Consider the following 20476-nt stretch of genomic DNA (forward strand, 5'->3'; position numbering starts at 1 on the left):
TGCCTGTCGCCCCGCCCAGGAGCCCTGCCATGACTGACCTCTGGGCCACCTTTGACAAGGCGCGGCGCCTGAGCCGCGCCATCGCTGAAGCCGACCTGACCGGGCTGGATGCGCGCGGCCGCTCGCTGGCGCAGCTGACTTTCCACCGCGTAAGCCTGGCCGGAGCCAATCTGGCCGGGGCCGATCTGTCGCAGACGCAGTTCATCGACTGCGACCTTTCCGGGGTCGATTTTGCCCAGGCCACGCTGCACGCCACCCAGTTTCTGCAATGCCGGCTGCCGCATACCCGCTGGGCCGGTGGCGAGCTGGTGTCGTGGATGCAGTGTGCCGCGCCCTACAGCCAATGGCGCGCCGCAGCCCTGACCACCAGCGTGTGGATGCAGTGCGATCTGAGCGGCGCCGATTTCGGCGGTGCGCGGCTGAATCGCTGTGTACTGCTGGGCGGGCGGTCCGATGGTCTGCGCCTGAACGACGCGCGCCTGGATCAGGTGGCGCTCCAGGATCTGGACCTCGCGCCGGTCGATCTGTCCGGGCTGGATGCCGATGCTTCGGTCCTGATCGGAGCCAACCTGGCCGGCAAAGCACTGGCCGGCATCCGCTTGGCGCGCTGCACCTTGCAAGAGGCCGATTTCACGGAGGCTGATCTTTCCGGTGCGGTATTGGCCGGTGCCAACTGTCATCGCGCGCGCTTTGTCGGTACCCGGCTGCCGCGGTTGGCGGGGGCAGGGGCGCTGATGCTGGCGGCCCAGTGGCAGGGGGTGGATGCGCGTGGCGCCGACTTCTCCGGCGCGGTGTTCCAGGAGGCCGCGCTGGCCGACTGCCTGCTGGACGACGCTCTCCTGCCGAAGACGGCCTGGCGTCAGGCGCGGTTGGCGCGGGTGTCGTTTACCGGCTGCGATCTGACCTTTGCCGGCTTCGACCATGCCCAGGGCGACACGCTGGATTTCAGCCGGGCGCGGTTGGATCACGCCAGCCTGCACAACGCCGCTTTTGTCCGGGTGGCTTGGCAGGGCGCGCGGCGTGCTGGCCTGCGCGGTACCGACGAATTCCTGCTCGCCGCCGAGGCCGGTCTGCTGGCCGTGCCGCGTGCCGCCGCGAGTTGAAGGTGATGACCAAGATGAGACACGCAGGAGAGACCATGATGCGACTCGAAGACACCCCGGCGGCCCAGACCGTCGCCACTCCACAGTGGAGCGACGCACGCATTGCGGTCGCGCTCGACGATGGCCGCTTCCTGCTGCATGACGGCCGCATCGCCCAGCAGGCGCCATCGTGCCTGGTGCAACCGCAGGCGGGCGACCGGGCGCTGGTGGTCGGCTGCGCCGATGGCGACAGCTTCATCGTGCATCTGCTGGCGCGTACCCATGACGAAGCCGTGCTCAGCGTGCATGGCGCCAGTGCGCTGTCGCTCAGCCAGGCGCGGATCGCGCTCAACGCCAGCGATAGCGTCAAGGTGCGCGCGCTGGGCGAGCTGCATCTGAATGCCGCCACCGGCGGCATGCATCTGAACAGCCGCAACCTGTTCATCGGCGTGACCGAGACGCTGATCGAGCAGACCCGCCACCGCATCGCCCGCGCCGAGCACTACCTGCTGACTGTGCGCGACCTGCTGCGCCTGCATGGCAAACAGACGCTGCTGACGGCGGAAAAGGATGTGAAGGTGGATGCAGACCGGATCAGCGTCGGATGAGCGACAGCCCACGCAATGGCAGGCGGCCAGCCTCTCTTTTTTCTGTAACGCAAGCGTGCCAACGCAGCACAGGACCAGACCATGTTTGCCAATAACAGCCTCGGTGTCATGAATTTCGCCTTTCCCGACGTGTGCAAGGTACCCACGCCGGTGGGACCGATTCCACTGCCGTTTCCCAACATCGCCTTGTCCACCATGCACGTGCCGTCGGTGTTCAACGTGCTGTTCGGCTGCGGGCTGGCGGAAAACCTGCTCACCCAGGGCACGGTGAGCAACGGCGACGAGCCGGGCGTGGCGACCGGCTTGATTTCCAACGTCGTGGTCGGCCCGGATCGGCAAGTGCTCGGCAGTTTCAAAATGCTGGTCGGCGGCGTATTCGCCAATCGCCTGACTTCGCTTTCGCTGCAGAACGGCATGCTGCCGAACACGGCGGGTATGTCGATCACGCCGGCGCAGTTCCGCGTGATCCTGCTCGGGTGAGGGAGGGCATGATGAGCATGGCATCCGTCAGCGCGTCCAGCGCCTCGCGCCTTGCGGCGCTGGTATCTATCACCGTGCTGCTCGCCAGCTGCGGCACCGTCGCCACGGTCAAGAAATGGGTCTACGGCGATCCGCCGCGCACCGAGGTGCGGGCGCTGCGGGTGCTGGCGGAGGTGGACGCCAACGGCAACAGCGCCACCGCGCTTGACGTGGTGCTGGTCTACAGCGCCAACGCGCTCGCCATGCTGCCCAGGACCGGGCCGGACTGGTTTGCGCAAAAAGGTGCGCTGCTGGCCGCGCTCGGCCCGGACATCGACGTGGTGCCGCTGCAGCTGCCACCCGCCCTGGTCGTCGACCCGGTGCCGCTGCCGGGACGCTACCGGCGCGCCGTCGGCGTCTACGCCTTTCCCAACTACCTTGCCCCGGCCGGGCAGGCGGCGATCAACCTGACCGCCTACCGCCGTCCCACCCTGCGGCTGCGCGCGAACGACATCGCAGCCAGCGATGACGCCTCCTGAGGAAACACGCATGGACATCCCCGCCCCCCTGCCCGACGCGCTGCAATGGTCTGAGGGCCTGCTGCTCTCGCCGCAGCATCTGCAGCAGCACGATATCTACCTGCATCAGCAGCTCACTCACCGGCTGTTGTGCCAGAACCGGCACTTCTGGGGCATCCGCGAGCTGCGGCTGGACCAGGCGCGCATCGGTGCCGGCGTGCTCGCGGTCGAATACCTCGACTGCCTGCTGCCGGACGGGCTGGCGGTGCGCTATGCCGCGGGCTACGGCCAGGGCCGGCTGGAGATCGACCTGAAGGCGCAGCTGGAGCAGCGCGGTGAACCGGTGCGGGTATGGCTGGCGGTGCCGGTACGCGGCGCCACCGCCGCCGCACAGGGCAGCGCCGTGCAGCGTTTCGACGCGGTGCCGGGCGAGCTGATGGCCGACGAGAACACCGGCGAGGGCGAGATCGAAGTCCACCGGTTGCGTCCGCGCCTGCGGCTGATCGCCGACAAGAGCCTGCCGCCCAGCTACGTGGGCTGCCCGGTGGCGGAACTGTGCAGCGAGCGCGGGCTGATCCGCCTCACCCGCTACCATCCGCCGCTGCTGCGCATGGGCGCGAGCGGCTTTCTGAACGAGCTGGGGCTCGATGCCCGGCTGCGGCTTCTGACACTGCAGGTATGGAGCAAAGTGCGTCTGCTCGCCGGCGGGCGCAGCGATGCGGCGCAGGAAGAGGCGCTGTCGGACGAGGAGCGGCGCTGCCTCGTCGTCGCGCGCCAGCTGGCGCAGCCGCTGCCGGCGCTGGAGGTGGCGGTGGCCGGCGGCGATACCCATCCGCACGCGTTGTACGGTGCGCTGATGCCGCTCCTGGGTGCGGCGGCGGGCATCGGCAACAACCCGGTGCCGCCGGTGCCCGAACCCTATCAGCACCTCGATTGCGTGGCGCAGTTCGAGCAGGCGATCGCCTTCATCGAAGCCAAGCTCGCGCTGATCGACACCCAGTACGACAGCGACGCCTTCGAGCAGGTGGGCGAGGCCGAGTTCGTCAAGACGCTGCCCGAGCGCGGCGGCGAAGTGCTGATCGAACTGAAGCCGCGCGCCGGGCAGACGTTGACGGGGCTGGCGCACTGGCTCACCGAGTGCCGCATCGGCAGCGAGGAACTGATGCCGCTGCTGTATGCACGCCGGCTGCCTGGTGCCGCGGTGCGCGCGCTGTCGCGCTCCGAGATCGTGATGCGCAAGCTGCGTCCCGGCGGTGCGTTCTTCGTGGTGCAGAACCAGGAACTGGAGGTGAATGACAAGCTGGTGCAGGCCTACCTGCCCGGACGCCGGCTGAAGATCGCCGGGCTGCGCAGTGGCGATGCGCCGGCGGCCATCCTGCTGTATCGCAACAAGCACGAGGGCGGGGATGAGGCGCAGGCCATCCCGACGGTGATCGACGTGCTGGAGCCGCACCATGGCTGAGTGCGTTGCAATGCGGCGCCGCACGCCGGCAGGACGGCGAGCATGATGCCGGCACAGCGCGGGCGCGCCGCCCATTTCCTGCTCGGCTGCTTCGCCGAATTCTATGAAGAGCTGGCGCTGATCAAGCTGGCGGCGCGCGAAGGGCGGTTGCCCGGCCTGCTGACGGTGGGCGACGAGGCGGCACCCACCCGCGGCATCGATCTTGCCGCGCGCATCTGCGCCCGGCTCACCGCGCTGCTGGACCGGCAACTGCGGCTGGTGAAGGAGAACGGCGCCAGCGCCGACGAGCGCGCCTACCACATTGCCCGCTATGTGATGGCGGCGCTGGCCGACGAGATCTTCCTGCTCGAACTGGGTGAGTGGCCCGGGCGCGAGCCGTGGCTGAACGGCATGCTCGAATACAAGCTGTTCCGCACCCGTTGCGCAGGACGCCGCTTCTTCGAGCTGGCCAACCGGCTGCTGCAGACGCATGCGGGGTCGCGCGGCCCGCTGCACGCCGATCTTGCCGCGGTGTTCCTGCTGGCGTTGCAACTGGGGTTCAAGGGCCAGTACCGCGGTGCGCATTGGCAAGGGCTGCTGCGCGAGGAACGGCAGAAGCTGCACCGGCTGGCACAGCAGCGCGGCCAGGTGCGCGAAACCCGGCGGCTGTTCTGGCAGGCCTATGCCGAGGAGCACCGGCAGCGCGGCACCGGCAAGGGCGAGCGGCTGGCACCGCTTGCGCCCTGGCTGATCGGCGGGGCGATCGCGCTGCTGCTGTACCTGCTGCTGGCCAAGGCGGTCTGGGTGGCGGCGCTGTGGCCGCTCGACACTTACATTTCTTCCTGAAGGGGCGGCCAAGGTGACGCACGTGTTCATCGGCATCCTGATCGCGGCCTTGCTGGTCGGCCTGCTCGCGGTGTGGCTGATCTGGCGCGCGCGCCGACCGGTGCCCATCACCATGGCGCCGGCGCAGGCACCGCACCTGCATCGGCCGCTGCGCGAGCGGGCCGCCGGTTGGCTGACGGTGTTCTATTACCTCATCACCCGGCGCGAATGGCGCTACGACCGGCCGTGGGTGCTGCTGGTGGGCGAGGCGGGTGCCGGCAAGTCCAGCCTGATCGCCTCGTGCTCGATGCGCATCCGGCGCGAGCCGCAACCGCGCGAGGCGCGGCTGGCGGCACGCGGGACCGAGTGGCATTTCTTCAACCAGGGCGTGCTGATCGACCCGCGCGGCGACTGGGCCTGCGCCACCCCGGGCAGCACCGAGGCACACGCCTGGCAAGCCATGCTGGGTGAGCTGAGCGACCTGCGGCCCGAGCGTGCGCTGGACAGCCTGGTGCTCGCGATCTCGGCGCGCACGCTGCTGGAACGCGGCCAGGAAGCGCGCGACCAGCTGGCCGACCGCCTGTATCACCAGCTCTACACCATCCAGTCGCGGCTGGAATTCGCCCTGCCGGTCTATGTGGTGATCACCCAGTGCGATCACGTGGCGGGCTTCGCCGCGTATTGGCGCGCGCTGTCGCGCCGCAGCGACGATGCCTCGCGCGACCCGGCGCAGATGTTCGGCTGGTCGGCGCCGGGCACCGCCGAGAGCCGTACCGGGCAGGAATGGGCCGACGAGGCGTTCGACATGCTGCACGAGCGCCTGAAGGCGCTGCAGCTGGATACCGCGGCCGATTGCGACGAGATCGACGACGCTGACCGCTTCTTCCTGTTCCCGCGCCACTTCCAGGGCCTGCGCGCACCGGTGGCGCGTTGCCTGACGCTGGTGTTCCGCTCGGCGCCCCTGTACGCCGGGTTCTTCTTCCGCGGGCTCTATTTCACCGGCAGCATCGAGGCCGACGGCGCGCCGGCGTTGCCGGGCGACCGGCGCGAGGACGTGGATTTCGTCGACGACGTGATCGAGCACAAGGTGCTGGCCGAACCATTGCTGGCGCGCCGCACCCGCACCGGCATCTGGTCGCGCAGCCGGCTGATCCGGCGGGCCCAGTTCGCCGGCTGCGCGCTGATCGCCGCGTTGCTGCTGGGGCTCGCGTTCTCCGGGGCGATGCTGTACCGGCAGGCCGGCGAGCTGCGTGCCTCGCTTGACCTGATCGAGGCGGCACAGGCCGATCCCGGCGGGGCCTGCGGCACCACCCGCGATACCGTCTACCGGCTGATCGAGCGGCTGGCCGGCATCCGCGCCCATCTGTATTCGCCGTTCATCCCGGTGTCGTGGTTCGATACCCGGGTGCGCGACGGCAGCGCCGAGGTGATCGCCGAAAAGGCGTTCAAGCGGGTGATCCTGCCCAGCATGGCCTGCCAGCTCAATCACCGGATGACGCGCACGTTGCAGGACCTGAACCACCCGCCACAGCCCGTCGCGCATCCGGCCTATGTCGCGCAGCGGCGCCGGCTGTTCGACGACCTGCGCGCGATCACCGAGCTGGAACGCAACATCAAGCGCTTCACGCTCATCGCCAACGACAATCGCCGCGATTCGCGCGAACTGGTGCTGCGTGAATTCGCGGCGTTGGCGCACTACCTGTACGGCAAGCCGCTGCCGGCGGCGGTGGCGCGCGAGCACGGCGCCTATTCCAACGGGCTGATCGCCATCGTCGATGAGACGCCACTGGCGATCCCGCAGGCGCTGCGCGCCGAACTGACCCGGCATCTGCAGTACGAGGCGGAGCGCCTTGGCACGCAGCTGGCCCAGGAGGTCGGGCAGGGCCGGGCATTGCTGACCCAACTGCAGCGCGACGAGGGCGATGTGCTGGCCGCCACGCAGCATTTCACCTGGTGGCTGGCCTGGGTGCGTGGCGAATGGTTGCGCGGCAGCCAGCAGGACCCGTGCGCGGTGATCCGCCGGCAACTGGTGCGGGATCTGGATACGCTGATCGCGCTCGACCAGCGCTATGTGCCGCTGCTGGGCAGCCAGGAGCGCTTTGGCGAGGCGGCCTGCTCGCAGCCGGCCATGCGCCAGCTGGTCGCGCTGCAACTGCCCGCCTACGGACCGGTGTTCACGCCCACCCGGCCCGACGCCGGCACGCTGGCGGATGGCAAGGCCTATGTGCTCAATCCGGCGTTGCTGCCCGAGCTGGACGGTCTCACGGCGCTGGCCGCGCTCGACTTCATGCAGATCAGCCCGACGCCGCCGTTCCAATGCCGGCCGGCAATGACCGGCTGGCGGCCGGAGCAGCTGGCCGCCATTGCCCGCCACGCCCGCGACTACCAGGCGTTTGCGCGCAAGCAGGGCCTGGCGCCGCAGCCGGGCCTGGCAGGGCGGCCGCTGTACGACAGGCTGGCGCGCCGCCAGCTGCAGCACGCGTTCGATGCCACCATGACCCAGGCACAGCACCCGGCGCCGGCCGAGCCGATGCTGACCCGCGTCAGCCTGCAGACGCTGGCCGACGCCGACCAGCGGCTGGCCGCCGAAAGCGCCGACTTCTCGCGCAGTGTCGATCCGCTGCTGACCGCGCTGCGGCTGTACCGGCAGCTGGGCTTTGCCGACAGTGCCACCCGGGTGACCCAGTGCGCGCGCGACCATGCCAGTGACACCCTCGCCACCCTCGATACCCTCGCCGAGGCAAGCCGGCTGTACGACCCGAGCAACGACGCCGCCGACGCCAGCCTGTTCACGCTCGGCACCACGCCGGTGGTCAAGGACTATCTGTCCCGGCAGGTGGCGCGCGCCGGGGTGCTGGCCGGCTACGCCACGCCCTACGTGGTGTTCCTGCAGAACGCCGAGGTGATCGATGAAGCACACGCCGACAACGGGCGGACGGCGGTCTACTGGGCCAATACCCTGAACGAGCTGGCCCGCTACCAGCAGGGGCGCGAGCCCAATGCGCAGGTCGGTGCGCTCGACGATCTGTTCCTCAAGCAATTGAGCAGCATGACCTACGCCAACTGCCGTGCCGCGCTGGCCGCCTACCGCTCACCCGATCCGGGCAACGACCTGTTCTCGGCGCGGCGTGTGGTGCTGGAGCAGAAGGTGGGGCTGCGTTGCAAGGATCAGCGGCAGGCCGAGGCGTTCGAGACCTGGCGGGGGTTTGCCACCCGCTTCAACCGCGAGCTGGCCGGGCGCTACCCGTTCGGCCCGCTGGTGGCGCGCGATGCGCCGCTGGGCACGGTCAAGCGCTTCTTCGCCGACTACGCCGGCGAGCGTGCCCGGCTGGAAAAGGCACTGGAGGACATCCCGGTCGAATACCTGGAGGCGGCCAACGGCTTCCTGGCGCGGCTGGACGCGGTCAATGCGTTCTTCGGCAGCAACCTGACCGCGGGCGATGTCAGTCAGCCGCTGCAGCTGGACATGACCTTCCGCGCCCAGGCCGCCGACTCGCCCGGCAGCGAGCAGCTCATCGGCTGGACGCTGACCAGCGCCGAGCGCAGCGCCGGCCACCCCAACCGTGCCGCGACGCTGCCGTGGGCCTATGGCCAGATGCTGGTGCTGGCGCTGCAATGGGCCGACCGCTCGCAATGGCGGCCGCTGCCGGATGCGCGCCAGGACGATCTGCAGGTGGAAGGGCAGACCGCCAGCTTCGTCGCGCTGGGTGAATGGGCGTTGCTGCGGCTGATCGCCACCCATGCACCACGCGGCGTGCTGACGCGCGACGCGGCCGATCCCACGCGGCTGTTGCTCGAATTCAACGTGGCCACTGCCAACGCCGGTCAGCCGCCCGGCCGCGCCGAGGTGCAGTCGATGCGCGCCTATCTGGGGCTCAAGCTCACCGGCCAGGACCCCAAGACCCGTGCCGCGGTGGCGCTCACGCTGCCCGAGGCCTTCCCGCAGCGCGCGCCGCTGCTGCAGTGAATCTGTGAGTAAACAGGAGAACCAGCATGGCTTCATCGGATAAGGCCCCGGAGAAAAAAAGCACCCTGAGCGCTGCGACCCCGGCTTTCGTGCCGCGGCCCAAACCCTACCAACGGGAATTCCTGACATCTGCGCAGCTCAGTACCGGCCGCGGACGTTCCTATTCCACCGGGATCTACGACCCCGTCAGCGATACCCGCACCAACCGCCACCATTTCCATTTCGACGATCTTCGTCGCGACAGCGGTCGACCGATCCCCAAGCCCAACGCACTCGGGGCACCGGGCGCCCCGAGCGGGGACAGCGGCACGGTGACCTATTTCCAGCCGATCACGACACCCGATAGGGGAGGCAAGCCATGACATCCTCAGACGATCTTTCCGCCCGTATCGACCACTATTGCCGCAACAACCTCGAACGCGATTTCGAGTCACTGCTGGCACCCATACCCGGCGGCAACCCGGCCGGCGAGGCGCTGCGCGACAGTGCCACCTACCGGGCCATCGAGGACGCGCGCCGCGCCGATGATGCCTCGTTGCCGCAAGGCGCCTGGGAGTACGAACTCAAACGCGCCGACTGGGCCCGCGTCAGCGTGCTGACCAGTCAGGCGCTCGCCACGCAGAGCAAGGATCTGCAGCTGGCCGCCTGGCTGCTCGAAGCCGAGATCAACCGCGGCGGCTTTGCCGGCATCGCCGCCGGGCTGGCGCTGCTCGAAGGATTGTGCCGCCGTTTCTGGGACACGCTGTACCCACCGATGCCCCGCGGCGACCTGGACCATCGGGTCAACGTGCTGCGCTGGGTGAACGAGAAGCTGCTGCCGGCGATCCGCCGCATCCCGATCACCGCCACCGGGCGCGAGCGCGACTACAGCTGGGCCGATTGGGAGCAGGCGCACCGCAATGAACAGGTCAGGAGCGCCGGCGCCCGCAATGCCGCGCCGCCGGAAGGGCCGGCGCTGGCCGAGTTGAATTCGGCGATCGCCGCCACGCCCAGCGATGGCTACGGCTGGCTGTACTGCACGCTGGGCGACGCGCGCGCGGCGCTGGAGGCGCTGACTGTCGCCGCAGACACGCTGTTCGGCAGTGAGGCGCCGAGCCTGGGCCTGCTGGATGGCATGCTTGAACAGATCCAGGCACTGGTCGGCGCTGAGCTGCACAAGCGCGGCATCCACGCGGACGCGCTGCGGCTGACCGAGCCGCAGCAGGCACAGGGCAGCCCGGCGCAGGTCGAGGAAGACGATTTCTACCCCCCGGTGGGCGGCCCGAGCGGCCCCATCGCCGGCCGGGCCGACGCCTACGCCCGGCTGGCCGAGGCGGCGGACTACCTGCTGCACGTGGAGCCGCACAGCCCGGTGCCCTACATGGTCCGGCGCGCGATCGAGTGGGGCAACCTCAACGCGGTCGAGCTCTATCAGGAAGTGTTTCTGCGCTTTGGCGGGCAGATCAGCATCTTCGAGCTGCTGGGGCTGCAACCCGGCAAGGAGCAGGGGTGAGCGGCGAGGGCGCAGCGCAGCGCACCGGGCGGTGCACCGCCGCTGCTGAACCGATTTCACTGTGCGGCAGGGCCGCAAGGCCACTCAATTGACCCGCTGTCCGGCGCCGGTGCGCCGATCCAGGAGGAGAGCAAGCATGCAGGCACGCAGAGGATCCCGGCAGGTTGAACAGGGCATCGAGATGCAGACCTTCAACGACCCGCAGTTCAACAAGAAGATGATCGACCAGCGCAATACCGAGCTGGAAGCGCTGCGCGGCCGCTCCAAGGCGCCGCCGATGGGCGGGAACGACGAAAAGCTTTTCAGCTATATGTTCGGCCGTGCGCTGCTGGACCGGCCGATCGATGGCAGCGAGGCGCAACGGCTGCGCCGCGCCAACGACACGGTCGAAGCGGTGCGCGCGCATCTGGACCGCGGACGCGGCAATGTCTCGACCGACATCGCCCGCAGCAGCCATGAATCGTCGCGCTGGATGGCCGCTGGCCGCGAACTGCGCGACGAGATGGCCAAAGGCGAAGGCCCGGTCAGCGAATCGCGCTTCGGCATGCTCAAGGCGCTGAGTTCCGAACTGGTGCGCGCCGGCAACTGCGGCGAACACGGTGACCTCAGCATGCACCTGCACGGCGACAAGCTGGTCGGCAAGGAGACGCTGCAACGGGTCAGCAGCGCGCAGATCGATCACGGCTGGGCCGAGCTGCGCGTCTCGGGCGCCGGTTTCAACCCGTCGGATGTGGTGATGGACGCCTGGGGCAAGGGCCCGGCGGTGCTGCGTGAGGATTCGACCTTCGCCGCCAGCCGCGCGCAGCTCAAGCCGGTCAAGTACGCGCTGGACCAGGTCAGCGGGCCCAAGGCCGCCCAGGACTTCCAGCAGCAGCGCACCGCGCTGCATGCCAACCAGCAACTCGGTCGCTTTGCCGTCAACAGCTTCAAGGCGCTCGAAAAAAGCAACTACCAGGTGGCGGCCGACCACGTGTTCGCGCCCACGCCGGTGCTCTCGCAGACATTCCGCAATGCGGCCGACAAAAGCTGGCAGCAAAGCAGCAAGGTGACGCTGTCCGAGCAGATCAAGGCGACCGGTGTGGCGCGCACGCTGGGCGAGAACGTGTCGAATGCCACCCGCCGCGCCAACACGCTGAGCAAATAGGAGAAGCCCATGCAGGCAACGCCACATTGTCCGCAGGGGCTGGCCGCCGAGCGGCAACTGGCCGTCCTTGCATCACCGCAGCCGGACCTGACCGACTGGTTTGCCACCCCGCCGTTGGCCGCCGCATGGTGCGACGCCATCGTCGACAACTGGCTTGCCGCCGAAGCGGCGGGAGGGATCGACGCCGCGGCGCCGTTCACCGTGCTTGATCTGGGCCCAGCGGGCGGGCGCCTGCGCAGCCTGCTGCTGCCGCGCCTGCGCGCGCGCCTGGCGGCGCTGGGGCGCGGCCATTGGCGGGTGGACTACCGCAATGACGACGCAGTGGCGGCACCGGGCGCCAATCCGGTGGCGCTGCTGGCGCTGGGTGCGCTTGGCGCCCCGGTGCCGGCACTGTTCGGCGTGCACTATGGACGCACGCTGCGCGGCGAGCTGCTGGCCACCCCGGACTGCGAATCCGGCGAGCTGGCACTGCGCTGCGAATGGTATCCGGTGAGTGCCGCGGCGCTGGCCGCGTTGCCGGGCAGTTACGCCCGGCATCTGAGCAGTGCCGCGTTCACCATGCCGCTGGCGGCGCTGGCGCGGCTGGATGCGCTGACGCAGGCGGCGCAGGGCCGCTATCTGCTGCTGGCCGCCGACTGCGGCGTGCTGGAAGCCAGGGAGATCCGGCTGGGTGCGTTGCATCCGCCCGAGCGTTTCACGGTCGGCATCGACCGGCTGCCGCTCAACCTGCATGCGCTGGGCTGCCATCTGCGCGCGCAGCAGGCACAGTGGCGAGCGTTGCAGCAGCAGGCGTCGGGCGTGGCGCTGCTGCTGGCCTGGTGCGATCCGGCCCGTCCTGCGGGCAACGAGCTGGCCGACGCATTGCTGGAGCGGCTCGGCAGCGCCTTCCCGTCCGATCAGGCCGTCCTGCTGGAAGCCGCCGGGCAGCTGCCGCCGCGGCTCGGGCTGTTGCGCCGCAGCGGCCACGACCCGGCAGTCTGCGTCCGGATGCTGCCGGCGCTGATCGAGGCGCTGCCGGCGTGGGACGAGGTCGAGCGGGCCGCCTGGCGGGCGGCGCTGCATCGCGTGGCGGCGGTGCTGGCCGACCCGGCCCCGCCGGAGCTGCTGATCGAGCTGGCCGGTGTGGCCACGCAGCTGGACGACCTGGGCCTTGCCCGGCAACTGCTGCGCCGGCTGCTGAGCCAGGTGCCCGGTCATGTGCCGGCCCGGCGCGAGCTGGCCCGGCTGGAAGCGGGCGCGGGCCGCCCCGCGCTGGCCATCGAGCTGCTGCAGGCGCTCGTGGCCGAGGTGCCGGCCGACGGCCCGGCGCAGGCGCTGCTGGCGCACCTGCAGGCGCGCGCCGCGGCGCACGGAGCGTTCCACTGGTACCGGCCCGCCGCCTGCCGCGACGGCGAGCTGACGCTGGAGCCGCTGGGGCCCGAGCACGCCGCGGCGCTGTTCCATCAGTACCGCGATCCACAGATCGGCATGATGACCCGGCTGCCCGAGTTCGACGATGCCGAGGCCATGGCCCGCTGGTTGGCCGAGTCGGCCGGGCAGCCGGCCAGGCGCGGCTATGCCGTGGTGCATGCCGATGCCGGCGCGATCGGTGTGGTGTCGATCCACTGCCACGCCGACGCGGGCTATCTGCATTTCTGGCTTGGCACCGACTGGCAGGGGCGCGGGCTGGCCGGGCGCATGCTGGCCTGTGCACTGCGCGCGCAGGCAGGCGAGCTGCAGCTCTATACCTCGGTCTATCGCGACAACGCCCGTTCCCGTCGGGTGCTGCAGACGGCGGGCTTCGTCAAGCTCGCCTGTGCCGCCGAGCCGCCGGACGACGACCTGCTGTTCCTTAACCTGGGCGGCACTGGCGATCGGGCCGGGCTGGCGCGGCTGCTTGCCGGGCTGGCCAGCCCCATCACCCTGGCTGCAGCCCAGCCCACGGAGGATACGCCATGAAAGAAGACAGCCCCGGGACGCGCCGGCGCAATGCCAGCCTGCACCCCGACGTCCCCGTGTCGCCGCGCGTCGGCAGCACCGCTGGCCCTTCCCGTACGCTGGTGGCGAGCCCGGTGCTCGCACCACTGGCCGAGCCGCACCGGGCGACGTCGCCCGCCGAATCGTCGGCGGCGTTGTCGCCGCTGGTGGCAGTGGGAGAGAAGCGCAAGCGCCTCAGTGAAGCCGAACGGCTGCGCGCAGCCAACGGTGGTGTCGACATCGAGCCGCAGCGGCACAGCAAGGCGCGTGCGATCGAGGCCAAGCAGCGCGAGCAGGCCGAACAGCGCCGCCGCGAGAACGCCGAGGCACTCAAGGCGCTGGGGTCGTCGCCCGGCCATTTCGGCACCGATGTCACCTCGTTCGTGCGTGCTGCCCACGACGAGGGGCGGCGCGCGGTCGGGCAACTGGACGACAGCGTACGCAAGGATTTCAAGCAGCAGATCAAGGGCGGCGCGCTGACCGGCGCCAGCTGGGGCGACGTGACCATCAAGGTGGTCAGCGCCGCCATCGGCAGGGCGGATCTGGCCGACGATGGCATCTATCAAGGCGACCTGCGTACCGCCAGCTGGAAGGAAGGCGTGGGCGAGACGCTGGCGGCCCGCTACGAGGGCTACCAGGTCACCGCCACCCGCGTGCGGGCACATGGGGATACGGCCGACGAGAAGCAGATCGGCGAGCCGCTCAGCCCCAAGCCCGAGTATGGCGAGACCCAGTTCGCCCGGGCGCACCGGGCGCCGTTCCGGCTGGGTGGCGCGGCCACCAACGCCTACGGCACGGTATTCGCGCCGCACTACGCCAATCTGACCGCGGATGGCTACCTGGAGAAGCTGGCCGAGGAAAAGCTGGCCAAGCACGGCGCCGGCAATGTGTTCCATTTCGCGCTCGACACCGACACGCAGTCCACGGTCGGCATTGCCTACCGGCGCGCCGCGCGCAAGGACGCGGGCAAGCCCGAGTTCAAGAGCGTGGTGCTGAATTACCGGCGGCGCGACCTGGACAAGGACGATTGACTCGGCGCTCAGCGCCGCAGCCGCACCGTGATGCTGGGGCCGTTGACGGTGACGCTGGTGGCGGGCGCCGCGCCGGTGGGACCGAGCGGTTCGGTGCGTGGCACCGGCAGCTCGCCGTCGGGCTGGTTCTGGGCCGGTGTCGCGCCGCGATCGAGCAGTGCCTGGGTGTTCCGGGCCAGCTGGTGATAGAGGATGGTCTGCGCGCGCTGCGGCAGCGGCTCATCGATGGTGGCAGGTGCCGGCTGGCGCGGCGAGCGGGTGGGCTGGCCCCACTGGCGGTAGACCGCGGCGCGGCGGTCGTCCTCCAGTGGCTGGCTGGTGCCCAGCACCGGCCGCGTCGTGCCTGCAGGCTGCACCACGCGGGTTTCGTGGCGATGGCCGCGCAGGCCAAGCGGATAGACAAGGGCAAGGGAGCGATGTCGCATGGGGACAGTATCGAATGTGCGGTGCCGGGCAGCAAGCGCGCCAGCGATGCGCGCGGCGGCAGGTGCCGCGGGCAGGCACTGATGGCCTGCGTCTACCAGGCCGCCTCGCCGGGCGAAGCGCAGCTGCGGGTGGCGATCGTCGGCCGTGGCGAGGCCGACCTGCTGGTGCGCCGGGTCGGCAGCCGCGGGCTGGCGCGCGGCGAGGCGCGCTGGTTCATCACGCGCGACCGGCAGGACGCCGGCCTGTGGATCCATTTCACCAGCATCGGCATGGCCGAGCTCAAGGTGTGCTTCGTCGATGCCGACGGCGAGGCGGGGTGGGTGAGGCCGCACCGCCTGCAAGGGCGGTTGATTACAACGTAAGGGAGAGACGCAATGAGTTCGAGTTCGAGCCACAAACGCAAGGCCATGAGCAGCACACCGGCCATGCCAGTCAAGAAACGCGCCGCCACCTCGCTGACGTTGAGCGATGTGGCGCTGCCGGCCACGCCACCGGTGCAGGCCACCACGCCGCTCAACGGCGTGCCGTTCCGCAAGGCGCTGGACAAGGTGAGCCAGGACGGGCACGGCACGGTGCAGCTGAAGGCCTCGTTTCCGGGGCGCTATAAAAGCGAAGGGACCGCGAAGACACTGTCGCAATCCATCAACGCGGTCTACCAGCCCAAGGAACAGGTCCGCACCAGCAGCAGCAACACATGGACCCAGGGCATGCTGACCAATTTCGGCAGCGAAACGGTGTGGAAGGACATCCTGCCCAGCACGCTGGATACGGACAGCGCGCAGAAGCACGGCCGCGCGATCAAAGCGACGATGGGGCACCCGGTGAAGGAAAGCGACCTGGGCAACTTCACCGCACCCAACACCAGGAAGATCACGCGGGGCGACAACGCCGGCAAGACCAGCAATCTCAGCCCCTCGCAAAAGCATGCTCACAACGAAGCACAGGCCAAGCGTCAGGCGAACAACTTCATCAGCCCCGCGGCCACCTCGTTCGTCGAGGATCTGACCGGCGCCTCGGCCGTCAACACCGCCTTCACCGGCTCCGCGGTGCGTGCCAGCTTCCTGCGCGCCAAACTGCTGCTCGACAACGACCCGTCCACACGTGGCAAGGACGACAAGGCCTTGCTGCGCAACTTCAACGGCTACCTGCTGCAGAACCTGCCGCAACTGAAGAAGGACGGCGCATCGAACCTGGCCGACACCGTGACAAGGGAGCTGGGCAGCGGCAACAGCAGCACCGCTGACAACTACCAGCAGCAGGTGCTCAAGCTGCACACCCAGCTGGACAAGGCGATCGGTCATACCTTCGATCGCAAGCGCGCCGCGGTGCAAGCCAAGTGGGAAAAGTACACCGGGCCCAAGTCGATGAGCGACCGCGACGCAGGCAACAGGATCGCGCAGAAATTCGGCGACTGGTGGGGCAAGGCCGCCAAGGCCGGCACGCTCGATCATGTCGACGCGCCGGTCGACTATGCCGACCACAAGCGCGCCAAGTACGGCGTGGGCAAGATTCCGACCTGATCGCGCGCCGCGACTGCGCCGGGCCGCGGTGGCCGGCGCGCCTGCCGTGCCGGTGAGGCGGGCGGGACTTCAGCTGCCGCCGTGGAACACCGCTTCGATGTTGTAGCCATCCGGGTCGAGCACGAAGGCCGCGTAGTAGTGCGGATGGTAGTGCGGCCGCAGCCCCGGCCCGCCGTTGTCCTTGCCGCCGGCCGCCAGCGCCGCCGCGTGGAACGCGGCCACCTGCTCGGCACTGCGCGCGCGGAATGCGATATGGCTGCGCGGCTGGTACGGCTCGCCGCACGAGATCCAGAAATCCCCGCCCGGATCGTGGCCGTGCGCCGGGTCTTCGGCACCGAAGCCCACGGCCGCCTCGAAGTCGAGCCGCACCTGGTAACCCAGCGGCGCAAGCGCTTGCAAATAGAACTGCTTGCTGCGCGCCAGGTCGGCCACGTTGATGCCGGTATTGTCAATCATGGCGAAGTCTCCTTTCGATGAGGGGGAACCGTCTCCAGGGCAGGCCGGGATCAACTCATGTTAACGCCGCTGGCATGTCTGCGCGGCGCCGTGAGCGTGGAAAACGGTTCATTTGTAGCGCGCGATCGTGCCGCAGCCGCACCCCGCCCCATGGCCGCTTGCCAGGCCGGCGGTGGAACAACGTCAAGCAGCGTACTCGATTGACATCCTGCTGCCTGGGCCGTAGGCTGGAATGCCTTACACGAAGCTTCTTGCGCCGCCGGCCCAGCTATGCCGGCGCCGGATTCCCGTTGTGAAGCGTATTTTCCGGCAAAGCCGATACCACGCTATTGGGAGAAGCCCGGCTTTGCTGGGATGGGGCTTGGGCAAGTGAACCGATCGTCACGGATATCATCATGCAAATTGAAATATGGATTCCCATCACGCTTGTGCTCATTGCCGCGGTCTTGGGAATGGTTGGCCTTATCTTTGGACTCATGGCTGCCCCGGCTGTCAACGAGAAGCTCGGCATCGTATGCATACTGATACCAGTGCTGGTGCCATTCGTGTGTCTGCTGAATTATCGAAAGACCCGGTATGCCAGCAATTTCCTGCTGGCCGGGTTGGGCTTCTTCTTGCTTGCGAGCATTGCTTTCTTGTGGTTCGGCCGCATTTGAAGCGGCGCTCCGGAAAGCAAGAATCCTGATCCTGCCCCATAGGGTATTTGAGGCCAACCATTCGAAATGGCCACGCAATCGATACCCTGCTTGCCGTCACACTTCCTATCGAGCACAGATCATGAACTGCTTCAATCATCCCGAAAAACATGCGGTGGGTATCTGCAAAGCCTGCCAGCGAGGTTTATGCCCGGACTGCGCTGCGGATTTGGGCCACGGCCTTGCATGCAAGGAGAGGCATGAGCAAGAAGTAAGCGCGCTTCATTCGATTGTCGATCAAAGCAGAAGAATTCACTCCGTGACACCGAGGACCAGAAATGCAGCACCGTTCTTCTACGGCTTCATGGGCCTGGTTTTTGCGGGGTATGGGCTATTCGAAAGGGGCAGCATGATTAATCTGTCTTCTGTCATGGGCATGGGCTTCATTGCCTTTGCCATATATATTTATATATACAACAAGAAGATCTATGCGGCCCAGGTCTGATTTTGCAGTCCGTCGGGCAGTGCAATTCCGGATTTGGGACTCCTTTGCTACTGCATGGTGCCGTCTGGCTGTTGCGTCCAACTTCAATCAATGAGATGAAAAAATGAAGAATGCCTGTATTGCTTTCCTGCTTGCTTTGATTGCGCCCGTTGCATCGTATGCTGACGATTTCGCAACGCTGGCTGATGTAAGGAAAGCTGCAGATCGTGCGATTGCGCTGTTCCGGGAAGAAAAATTCGTGGAAGGCTATGATTCGCTCAAACCATATTGGCCCCTGCCTGCGGTCGAGGTCGACAATATGGCCAATCAAACCAGTGTACAGTGGCCGTTGGTGCGCCAAAGGTTTGGCCTATCCATCGGTACCGAGTTCGTGAGCCAAGTGGAAGGCGGTCCATCATTGGCGCGTCTCGTCTATCTTCAGAAATTTCAGCGTCACGCCCTGCGCTGGGTATTCACCTTCTATAAGCCAAAGGATCGGTGGGTCATCAACAGCGTGTCATTCGATGACCAGATCCAATTGCTGTTCCCATGAGCAACCGCCGCCGCGTGAGGCGGCGTGCGTGGCTGAACCACGGCACTGGATAGAGAAAAACAGTGAAAACAACTGCGGCACTTAGCTTGTGCCTGTTGCTTGCTGGGTTGGGCTTCTGGCTTGAGGGCGGATTGCCTGCCTGGGCGGCAGTGCCAATCGTCAGCGGCCTGGCGGGGTGCATGGCGGTTGCCCTGATCGTGCCAGGCTCATTTCGGCAACGCGCTGTGTGGGGAGCCGCTTCCCTGGTATTGTTCGCCATCACGTTCTCCTCCGGGGCCCGGTCTTTTGACGGTGCATTTAATGCGTGCATCGAACAAGGTGAAGACATCCGCATTCTGTTGAAGAATTACCGGGAAGAAACAGGACACTATCCTGAACGACTGGGCGAATTGAAACAATCCATTCCATGCGGCCGCATCGCCAGGCCGACGCTGCTGGAATATGAAAGAAGCAAGGCCGGCTATGTCATTGTCTTTGGGGATGGGCTGGTCGAATATACGGCAACAGAATCTGATGGATTCATGGAAAAGAAATAGATCCATGATTGGCAGGGCGATGCGCTCCAGTTTTCCGGCACGCGTGATATCGGACAACCTGAACTGGGCATCCGGCAGGCCTAGGGAGGAACGGCGGTCTTGCAGCGACGTGCGCGAGCAGCTCGGCAAGGAACGGGTCTTTGCCTTGCGCTCGCGTCGTGGCCGGCGACGCGGCCCGCTACTTGGCGCCTCCCGGCTGCGCCGTCCAGTTTTGCGGCGCTTGCTGGTCATCTAGGAAGGACAGCGCGGTACTGGCCAGCGTAGGCGACAGGAAGATGTCGTAGTGCGTCAAGCCCGGCAGGATGGCGAGGCGGTTGCGGGACATGTGCTCACGCTGCCACCCCGCATCCCGCAAGCCGCCCCCCAGCAGTTGATAGAACTTCACGATATGCTCCGGACGAAACATGTCGCTGTCCCCATAGACCAGCATCACCGGCATGGCGAGCTGCGGCACGTCCGCGGACCAGTCGTAGGGCTTGCGCATCAATGCGCCCATGCGATCCAGCAGCAGCGGAAAGTCCTGCGGCCGCGGCGCGATGGCCACATACGACTGGTACATCGGCGTCGGTTTCATCGCCTCGGCCATGCCCGCGCCCAGCTGGGCCTGCATCGGCAGCATCTCCGGAAAGAAGCCGTCCTGCGCATAGCCGGCAGAGACCAGCACCAGCCGGCGCACGCGCTCCGGATGCTGCACGGCCAGGCGGAATGCGACACCGGCGCCCATCGAATAACCCATCACATCCACCTGCTGCAGACCCAGGCGCTTGAGCAGGATCGCCAGATCGTCCCCCATGTCCACAAGGCTGAGGTCGCGCTCACCCAGCGCGGTGCGGCCGTGCCCCTGCAGGTCCACCCCGATGACCTGGCGGGAGCGGGCCAGTGCCGCGAGCGCCGGGCCAAACATCTCGGTGCTGCCCAGGCCGCCATGCAGGAGCAACAGCGGCGCACCCCGGCCATGGATCTGATAGTGATAGTTGACCCCGTTCACTAGCACATGGCCGGTCTTGCCCGGCTTGGAAAGCGGGGTTGCGGCGTTGGTGGATGCGGACGGCATGCCTGTTTCCTTGGCATGGACAGGCAGGGCGGAGAAGGCGATCGACAGCGCTGTCAACAGCAGCAGCAATGGATGGCGCGAGAGGTGCATGGCAAGCTCCGGGAAGGGTTGTCAGAAGGTGGGAGGCGCGTCAGAAGAGGCCCCTGTCAGCACAACGAACGAGCCCGGTGGATTTCGACCGGTGCCGGACGAGCGGTATCATTGGCGCGCAACGGGCAGGCAGCGCTGCCTCAGATTGCGCCCAGAGGCGCACCAACCTTTTGGCTCCTTTGACGAGCCCGATGCAGGA

At 67.7% G+C, this 20476-nt stretch carries 21 protein-coding genes; 18 read left to right on the forward strand and 3 right to left on the reverse strand.

Annotated elements, in window-relative coordinates:
• Window positions 1-29 precede the first annotated feature (29 nt).
• The 12 genes from N8I74_RS09630 (at window position 30) to N8I74_RS09685 (ending at window position 14523) form a co-directional block, all read left to right on the forward strand.
• Window positions 30-1103: a pentapeptide repeat-containing protein gene (locus N8I74_RS09630; protein WP_263126677.1), complete on the forward strand. Its 1074-nt coding sequence runs from the start codon at window positions 30-32 to the stop codon at window positions 1101-1103.
• Between the two features lie 35 nt (window positions 1104-1138).
• A complete protein-coding gene (locus N8I74_RS09635; RefSeq protein ID WP_263126678.1) occupies window positions 1139-1690 on the forward strand; it encodes a DUF3540 domain-containing protein in 552 nt (183 codons plus the stop codon).
• 81 nt (window positions 1691-1771) lie between these two features.
• A complete protein-coding gene (locus N8I74_RS09640) occupies window positions 1772-2170 on the forward strand; it encodes a DUF4150 domain-containing protein (protein ID WP_263126679.1) in 399 nt (132 codons plus the stop codon).
• A gap of 11 nt (window positions 2171-2181) precedes the next feature.
• Window positions 2182-2688: a hypothetical protein gene (locus tag N8I74_RS09645; protein WP_263126680.1), complete on the forward strand. Its 507-nt coding sequence runs from the start codon at window positions 2182-2184 to the stop codon at window positions 2686-2688.
• Window positions 2689-2698: 10 nt separating this feature from the next.
• Window positions 2699-4129 carry a type VI secretion system baseplate subunit TssK gene (tssK, locus tag N8I74_RS09650; protein ID WP_263126681.1) on the forward strand — a complete coding sequence of 477 codons (1431 nt, stop codon included), beginning with the start codon at window positions 2699-2701 and terminating at the stop codon, window positions 4127-4129.
• A gap of 42 nt (window positions 4130-4171) precedes the next feature.
• Window positions 4172-4954, forward strand: coding sequence for a DotU family type IV/VI secretion system protein (locus N8I74_RS09655; protein ID WP_263126682.1), 783 nt, complete (start codon window positions 4172-4174; stop codon window positions 4952-4954).
• 13 nt (window positions 4955-4967) lie between these two features.
• Window positions 4968-8900, forward strand: coding sequence for a type VI secretion system protein (locus tag N8I74_RS09660; RefSeq protein WP_263126683.1), 3933 nt, complete (start codon window positions 4968-4970; stop codon window positions 8898-8900).
• 26 nt (window positions 8901-8926) lie between these two features.
• Window positions 8927-9262, forward strand: coding sequence for a hypothetical protein (locus N8I74_RS09665; protein WP_263126684.1), 336 nt, complete (start codon window positions 8927-8929; stop codon window positions 9260-9262).
• Window positions 9259-10392 (forward strand): type VI secretion system protein TssA, encoded by a 1134-nt coding sequence (gene tssA / locus N8I74_RS09670; protein WP_263126685.1) that lies wholly within the window; start codon window positions 9259-9261, stop codon window positions 10390-10392. Before N8I74_RS09665 ends, tssA begins: the two co-directional genes overlap by 4 nt.
• Before the next feature lie 136 nt (window positions 10393-10528).
• Window positions 10529-11536 carry a hypothetical protein gene (locus tag N8I74_RS09675; RefSeq protein ID WP_263126686.1) on the forward strand — a complete coding sequence of 336 codons (1008 nt, stop codon included), beginning with the start codon at window positions 10529-10531 and terminating at the stop codon, window positions 11534-11536.
• A 9-nt stretch (window positions 11537-11545) separates the two neighbouring features.
• Entirely contained in the window at window positions 11546-13474 is a 1929-nt protein-coding gene (locus N8I74_RS09680) for a GNAT family N-acetyltransferase (protein WP_263126687.1), read from the forward strand.
• Window positions 13471-14523 carry a TAF4-like domain-containing protein gene (locus N8I74_RS09685; protein WP_263126688.1) on the forward strand — a complete coding sequence of 351 codons (1053 nt, stop codon included), beginning with the start codon at window positions 13471-13473 and terminating at the stop codon, window positions 14521-14523. Before N8I74_RS09680 ends, N8I74_RS09685 begins: the two co-directional genes overlap by 4 nt.
• 8 nt (window positions 14524-14531) lie before the next feature.
• Here N8I74_RS09685 and N8I74_RS09690 read toward each other — a convergent pair whose 3' ends face one another.
• Window positions 14532-14948 (reverse strand): hypothetical protein, encoded by a 417-nt coding sequence (locus tag N8I74_RS09690; protein WP_263126689.1) that lies wholly within the window; start codon window positions 14946-14948, stop codon window positions 14532-14534.
• On the opposite strand from N8I74_RS09690, the gene N8I74_RS09695 reads away from it, so the two are divergent.
• Together N8I74_RS09695 and N8I74_RS09700 are read left to right on the forward strand one after the other, a co-directional pair.
• A complete protein-coding gene (locus tag N8I74_RS09695) occupies window positions 14940-15311 on the forward strand; it encodes a DUF6150 family protein (RefSeq protein ID WP_263126690.1) in 372 nt (123 codons plus the stop codon). The genes N8I74_RS09690 and N8I74_RS09695 overlap by 9 nt on opposite strands.
• Before the next feature lie 12 nt (window positions 15312-15323).
• A complete protein-coding gene (locus N8I74_RS09700; RefSeq protein WP_263126691.1) occupies window positions 15324-16469 on the forward strand; it encodes a hypothetical protein in 1146 nt (381 codons plus the stop codon).
• A gap of 69 nt (window positions 16470-16538) precedes the next feature.
• Here N8I74_RS09700 and N8I74_RS09705 read toward each other — a convergent pair whose 3' ends face one another.
• Window positions 16539-16925, reverse strand: a complete 387-nt coding sequence (locus N8I74_RS09705) for a VOC family protein (RefSeq protein ID WP_263126692.1) — start codon at window positions 16923-16925, stop codon at window positions 16539-16541.
• 395 nt (window positions 16926-17320) lie between these two features.
• Here N8I74_RS09705 and N8I74_RS09710 point away from each other — a divergent pair, with 395 nt between their 5' ends.
• The 4 genes from N8I74_RS09710 (at window position 17321) to N8I74_RS09725 (ending at window position 19133) form a co-directional block, all read left to right on the forward strand.
• Window positions 17321-17581 (forward strand): hypothetical protein, encoded by a 261-nt coding sequence (locus N8I74_RS09710; RefSeq protein WP_263126693.1) that lies wholly within the window; start codon window positions 17321-17323, stop codon window positions 17579-17581.
• A 121-nt stretch (window positions 17582-17702) separates the two neighbouring features.
• On the forward strand, window positions 17703-18065 hold the full coding sequence (locus N8I74_RS09715; RefSeq protein ID WP_263126694.1) for a hypothetical protein: 363 nt from the start codon (window positions 17703-17705) through the stop codon (window positions 18063-18065).
• A 103-nt stretch (window positions 18066-18168) separates the two neighbouring features.
• On the forward strand, window positions 18169-18597 hold the full coding sequence (locus tag N8I74_RS09720) for a hypothetical protein (protein WP_263126695.1): 429 nt from the start codon (window positions 18169-18171) through the stop codon (window positions 18595-18597).
• A 62-nt stretch (window positions 18598-18659) separates the two neighbouring features.
• Window positions 18660-19133, forward strand: coding sequence for a hypothetical protein (locus tag N8I74_RS09725; protein ID WP_263126696.1), 474 nt, complete (start codon window positions 18660-18662; stop codon window positions 19131-19133).
• A gap of 178 nt (window positions 19134-19311) precedes the next feature.
• On the opposite strand, the gene N8I74_RS09730 is transcribed toward N8I74_RS09725, so the two are convergent.
• Entirely contained in the window at window positions 19312-20277 is a 966-nt protein-coding gene (locus N8I74_RS09730) for an alpha/beta fold hydrolase (protein ID WP_263122805.1), read from the reverse strand.
• Between the last annotated feature and the right edge of the window lie 199 nt (window positions 20278-20476).

The sequence above is a fragment of the Chitiniphilus purpureus genome (genome assembly GCF_025642115.1).
GTDB lineage: Bacteria > Pseudomonadota > Gammaproteobacteria > Burkholderiales > Chitinibacteraceae > Chitiniphilus > Chitiniphilus purpureus.

Excerpts from the sequence above, each read along its gene's own strand:
- N8I74_RS09630 (WP_263126677.1), top strand. The coding sequence starts at position 30 with ATGACTGACCTCTGGGCCACCTTTGACAAGGCGCGGCGCCTGAGCCGC.
- N8I74_RS09635 (WP_263126678.1), top strand. The coding sequence starts at position 1,139 with ATGATGCGACTCGAAGACACCCCGGCGGCCCAGACCGTCGCCACTCCA.
- N8I74_RS09640 (WP_263126679.1), top strand. The coding sequence starts at position 1,772 with ATGTTTGCCAATAACAGCCTCGGTGTCATGAATTTCGCCTTTCCCGAC.
- N8I74_RS09645 (WP_263126680.1), top strand. The coding sequence starts at position 2,182 with ATGAGCATGGCATCCGTCAGCGCGTCCAGCGCCTCGCGCCTTGCGGCG.
- tssK (WP_263126681.1), top strand. The coding sequence starts at position 2,699 with ATGGACATCCCCGCCCCCCTGCCCGACGCGCTGCAATGGTCTGAGGGC.
- N8I74_RS09655 (WP_263126682.1), top strand. The coding sequence starts at position 4,172 with ATGATGCCGGCACAGCGCGGGCGCGCCGCCCATTTCCTGCTCGGCTGC.
- N8I74_RS09665 (WP_263126684.1), top strand. The coding sequence starts at position 8,927 with ATGGCTTCATCGGATAAGGCCCCGGAGAAAAAAAGCACCCTGAGCGCT.
- tssA (WP_263126685.1), top strand. The coding sequence starts at position 9,259 with ATGACATCCTCAGACGATCTTTCCGCCCGTATCGACCACTATTGCCGC.
- N8I74_RS09675 (WP_263126686.1), top strand. The coding sequence starts at position 10,529 with ATGCAGGCACGCAGAGGATCCCGGCAGGTTGAACAGGGCATCGAGATG.
- N8I74_RS09680 (WP_263126687.1), top strand. The coding sequence starts at position 11,546 with ATGCAGGCAACGCCACATTGTCCGCAGGGGCTGGCCGCCGAGCGGCAA.
- N8I74_RS09685 (WP_263126688.1), top strand. The coding sequence starts at position 13,471 with ATGAAAGAAGACAGCCCCGGGACGCGCCGGCGCAATGCCAGCCTGCAC.
- N8I74_RS09695 (WP_263126690.1), top strand. The coding sequence starts at position 14,940 with ATGTCGCATGGGGACAGTATCGAATGTGCGGTGCCGGGCAGCAAGCGC.
- N8I74_RS09690 (WP_263126689.1), bottom strand. The coding sequence starts at position 14,948 with ATGCGACATCGCTCCCTTGCCCTTGTCTATCCGCTTGGCCTGCGCGGC.
- N8I74_RS09700 (WP_263126691.1), top strand. The coding sequence starts at position 15,324 with ATGAGTTCGAGTTCGAGCCACAAACGCAAGGCCATGAGCAGCACACCG.
- N8I74_RS09705 (WP_263126692.1), bottom strand. The coding sequence starts at position 16,925 with ATGATTGACAATACCGGCATCAACGTGGCCGACCTGGCGCGCAGCAAG.
- N8I74_RS09710 (WP_263126693.1), top strand. The coding sequence starts at position 17,321 with ATGCAAATTGAAATATGGATTCCCATCACGCTTGTGCTCATTGCCGCG.
- N8I74_RS09715 (WP_263126694.1), top strand. The coding sequence starts at position 17,703 with ATGAACTGCTTCAATCATCCCGAAAAACATGCGGTGGGTATCTGCAAA.
- N8I74_RS09720 (WP_263126695.1), top strand. The coding sequence starts at position 18,169 with ATGAAGAATGCCTGTATTGCTTTCCTGCTTGCTTTGATTGCGCCCGTT.
- N8I74_RS09730 (WP_263122805.1), bottom strand. The coding sequence starts at position 20,277 with ATGCACCTCTCGCGCCATCCATTGCTGCTGCTGTTGACAGCGCTGTCG.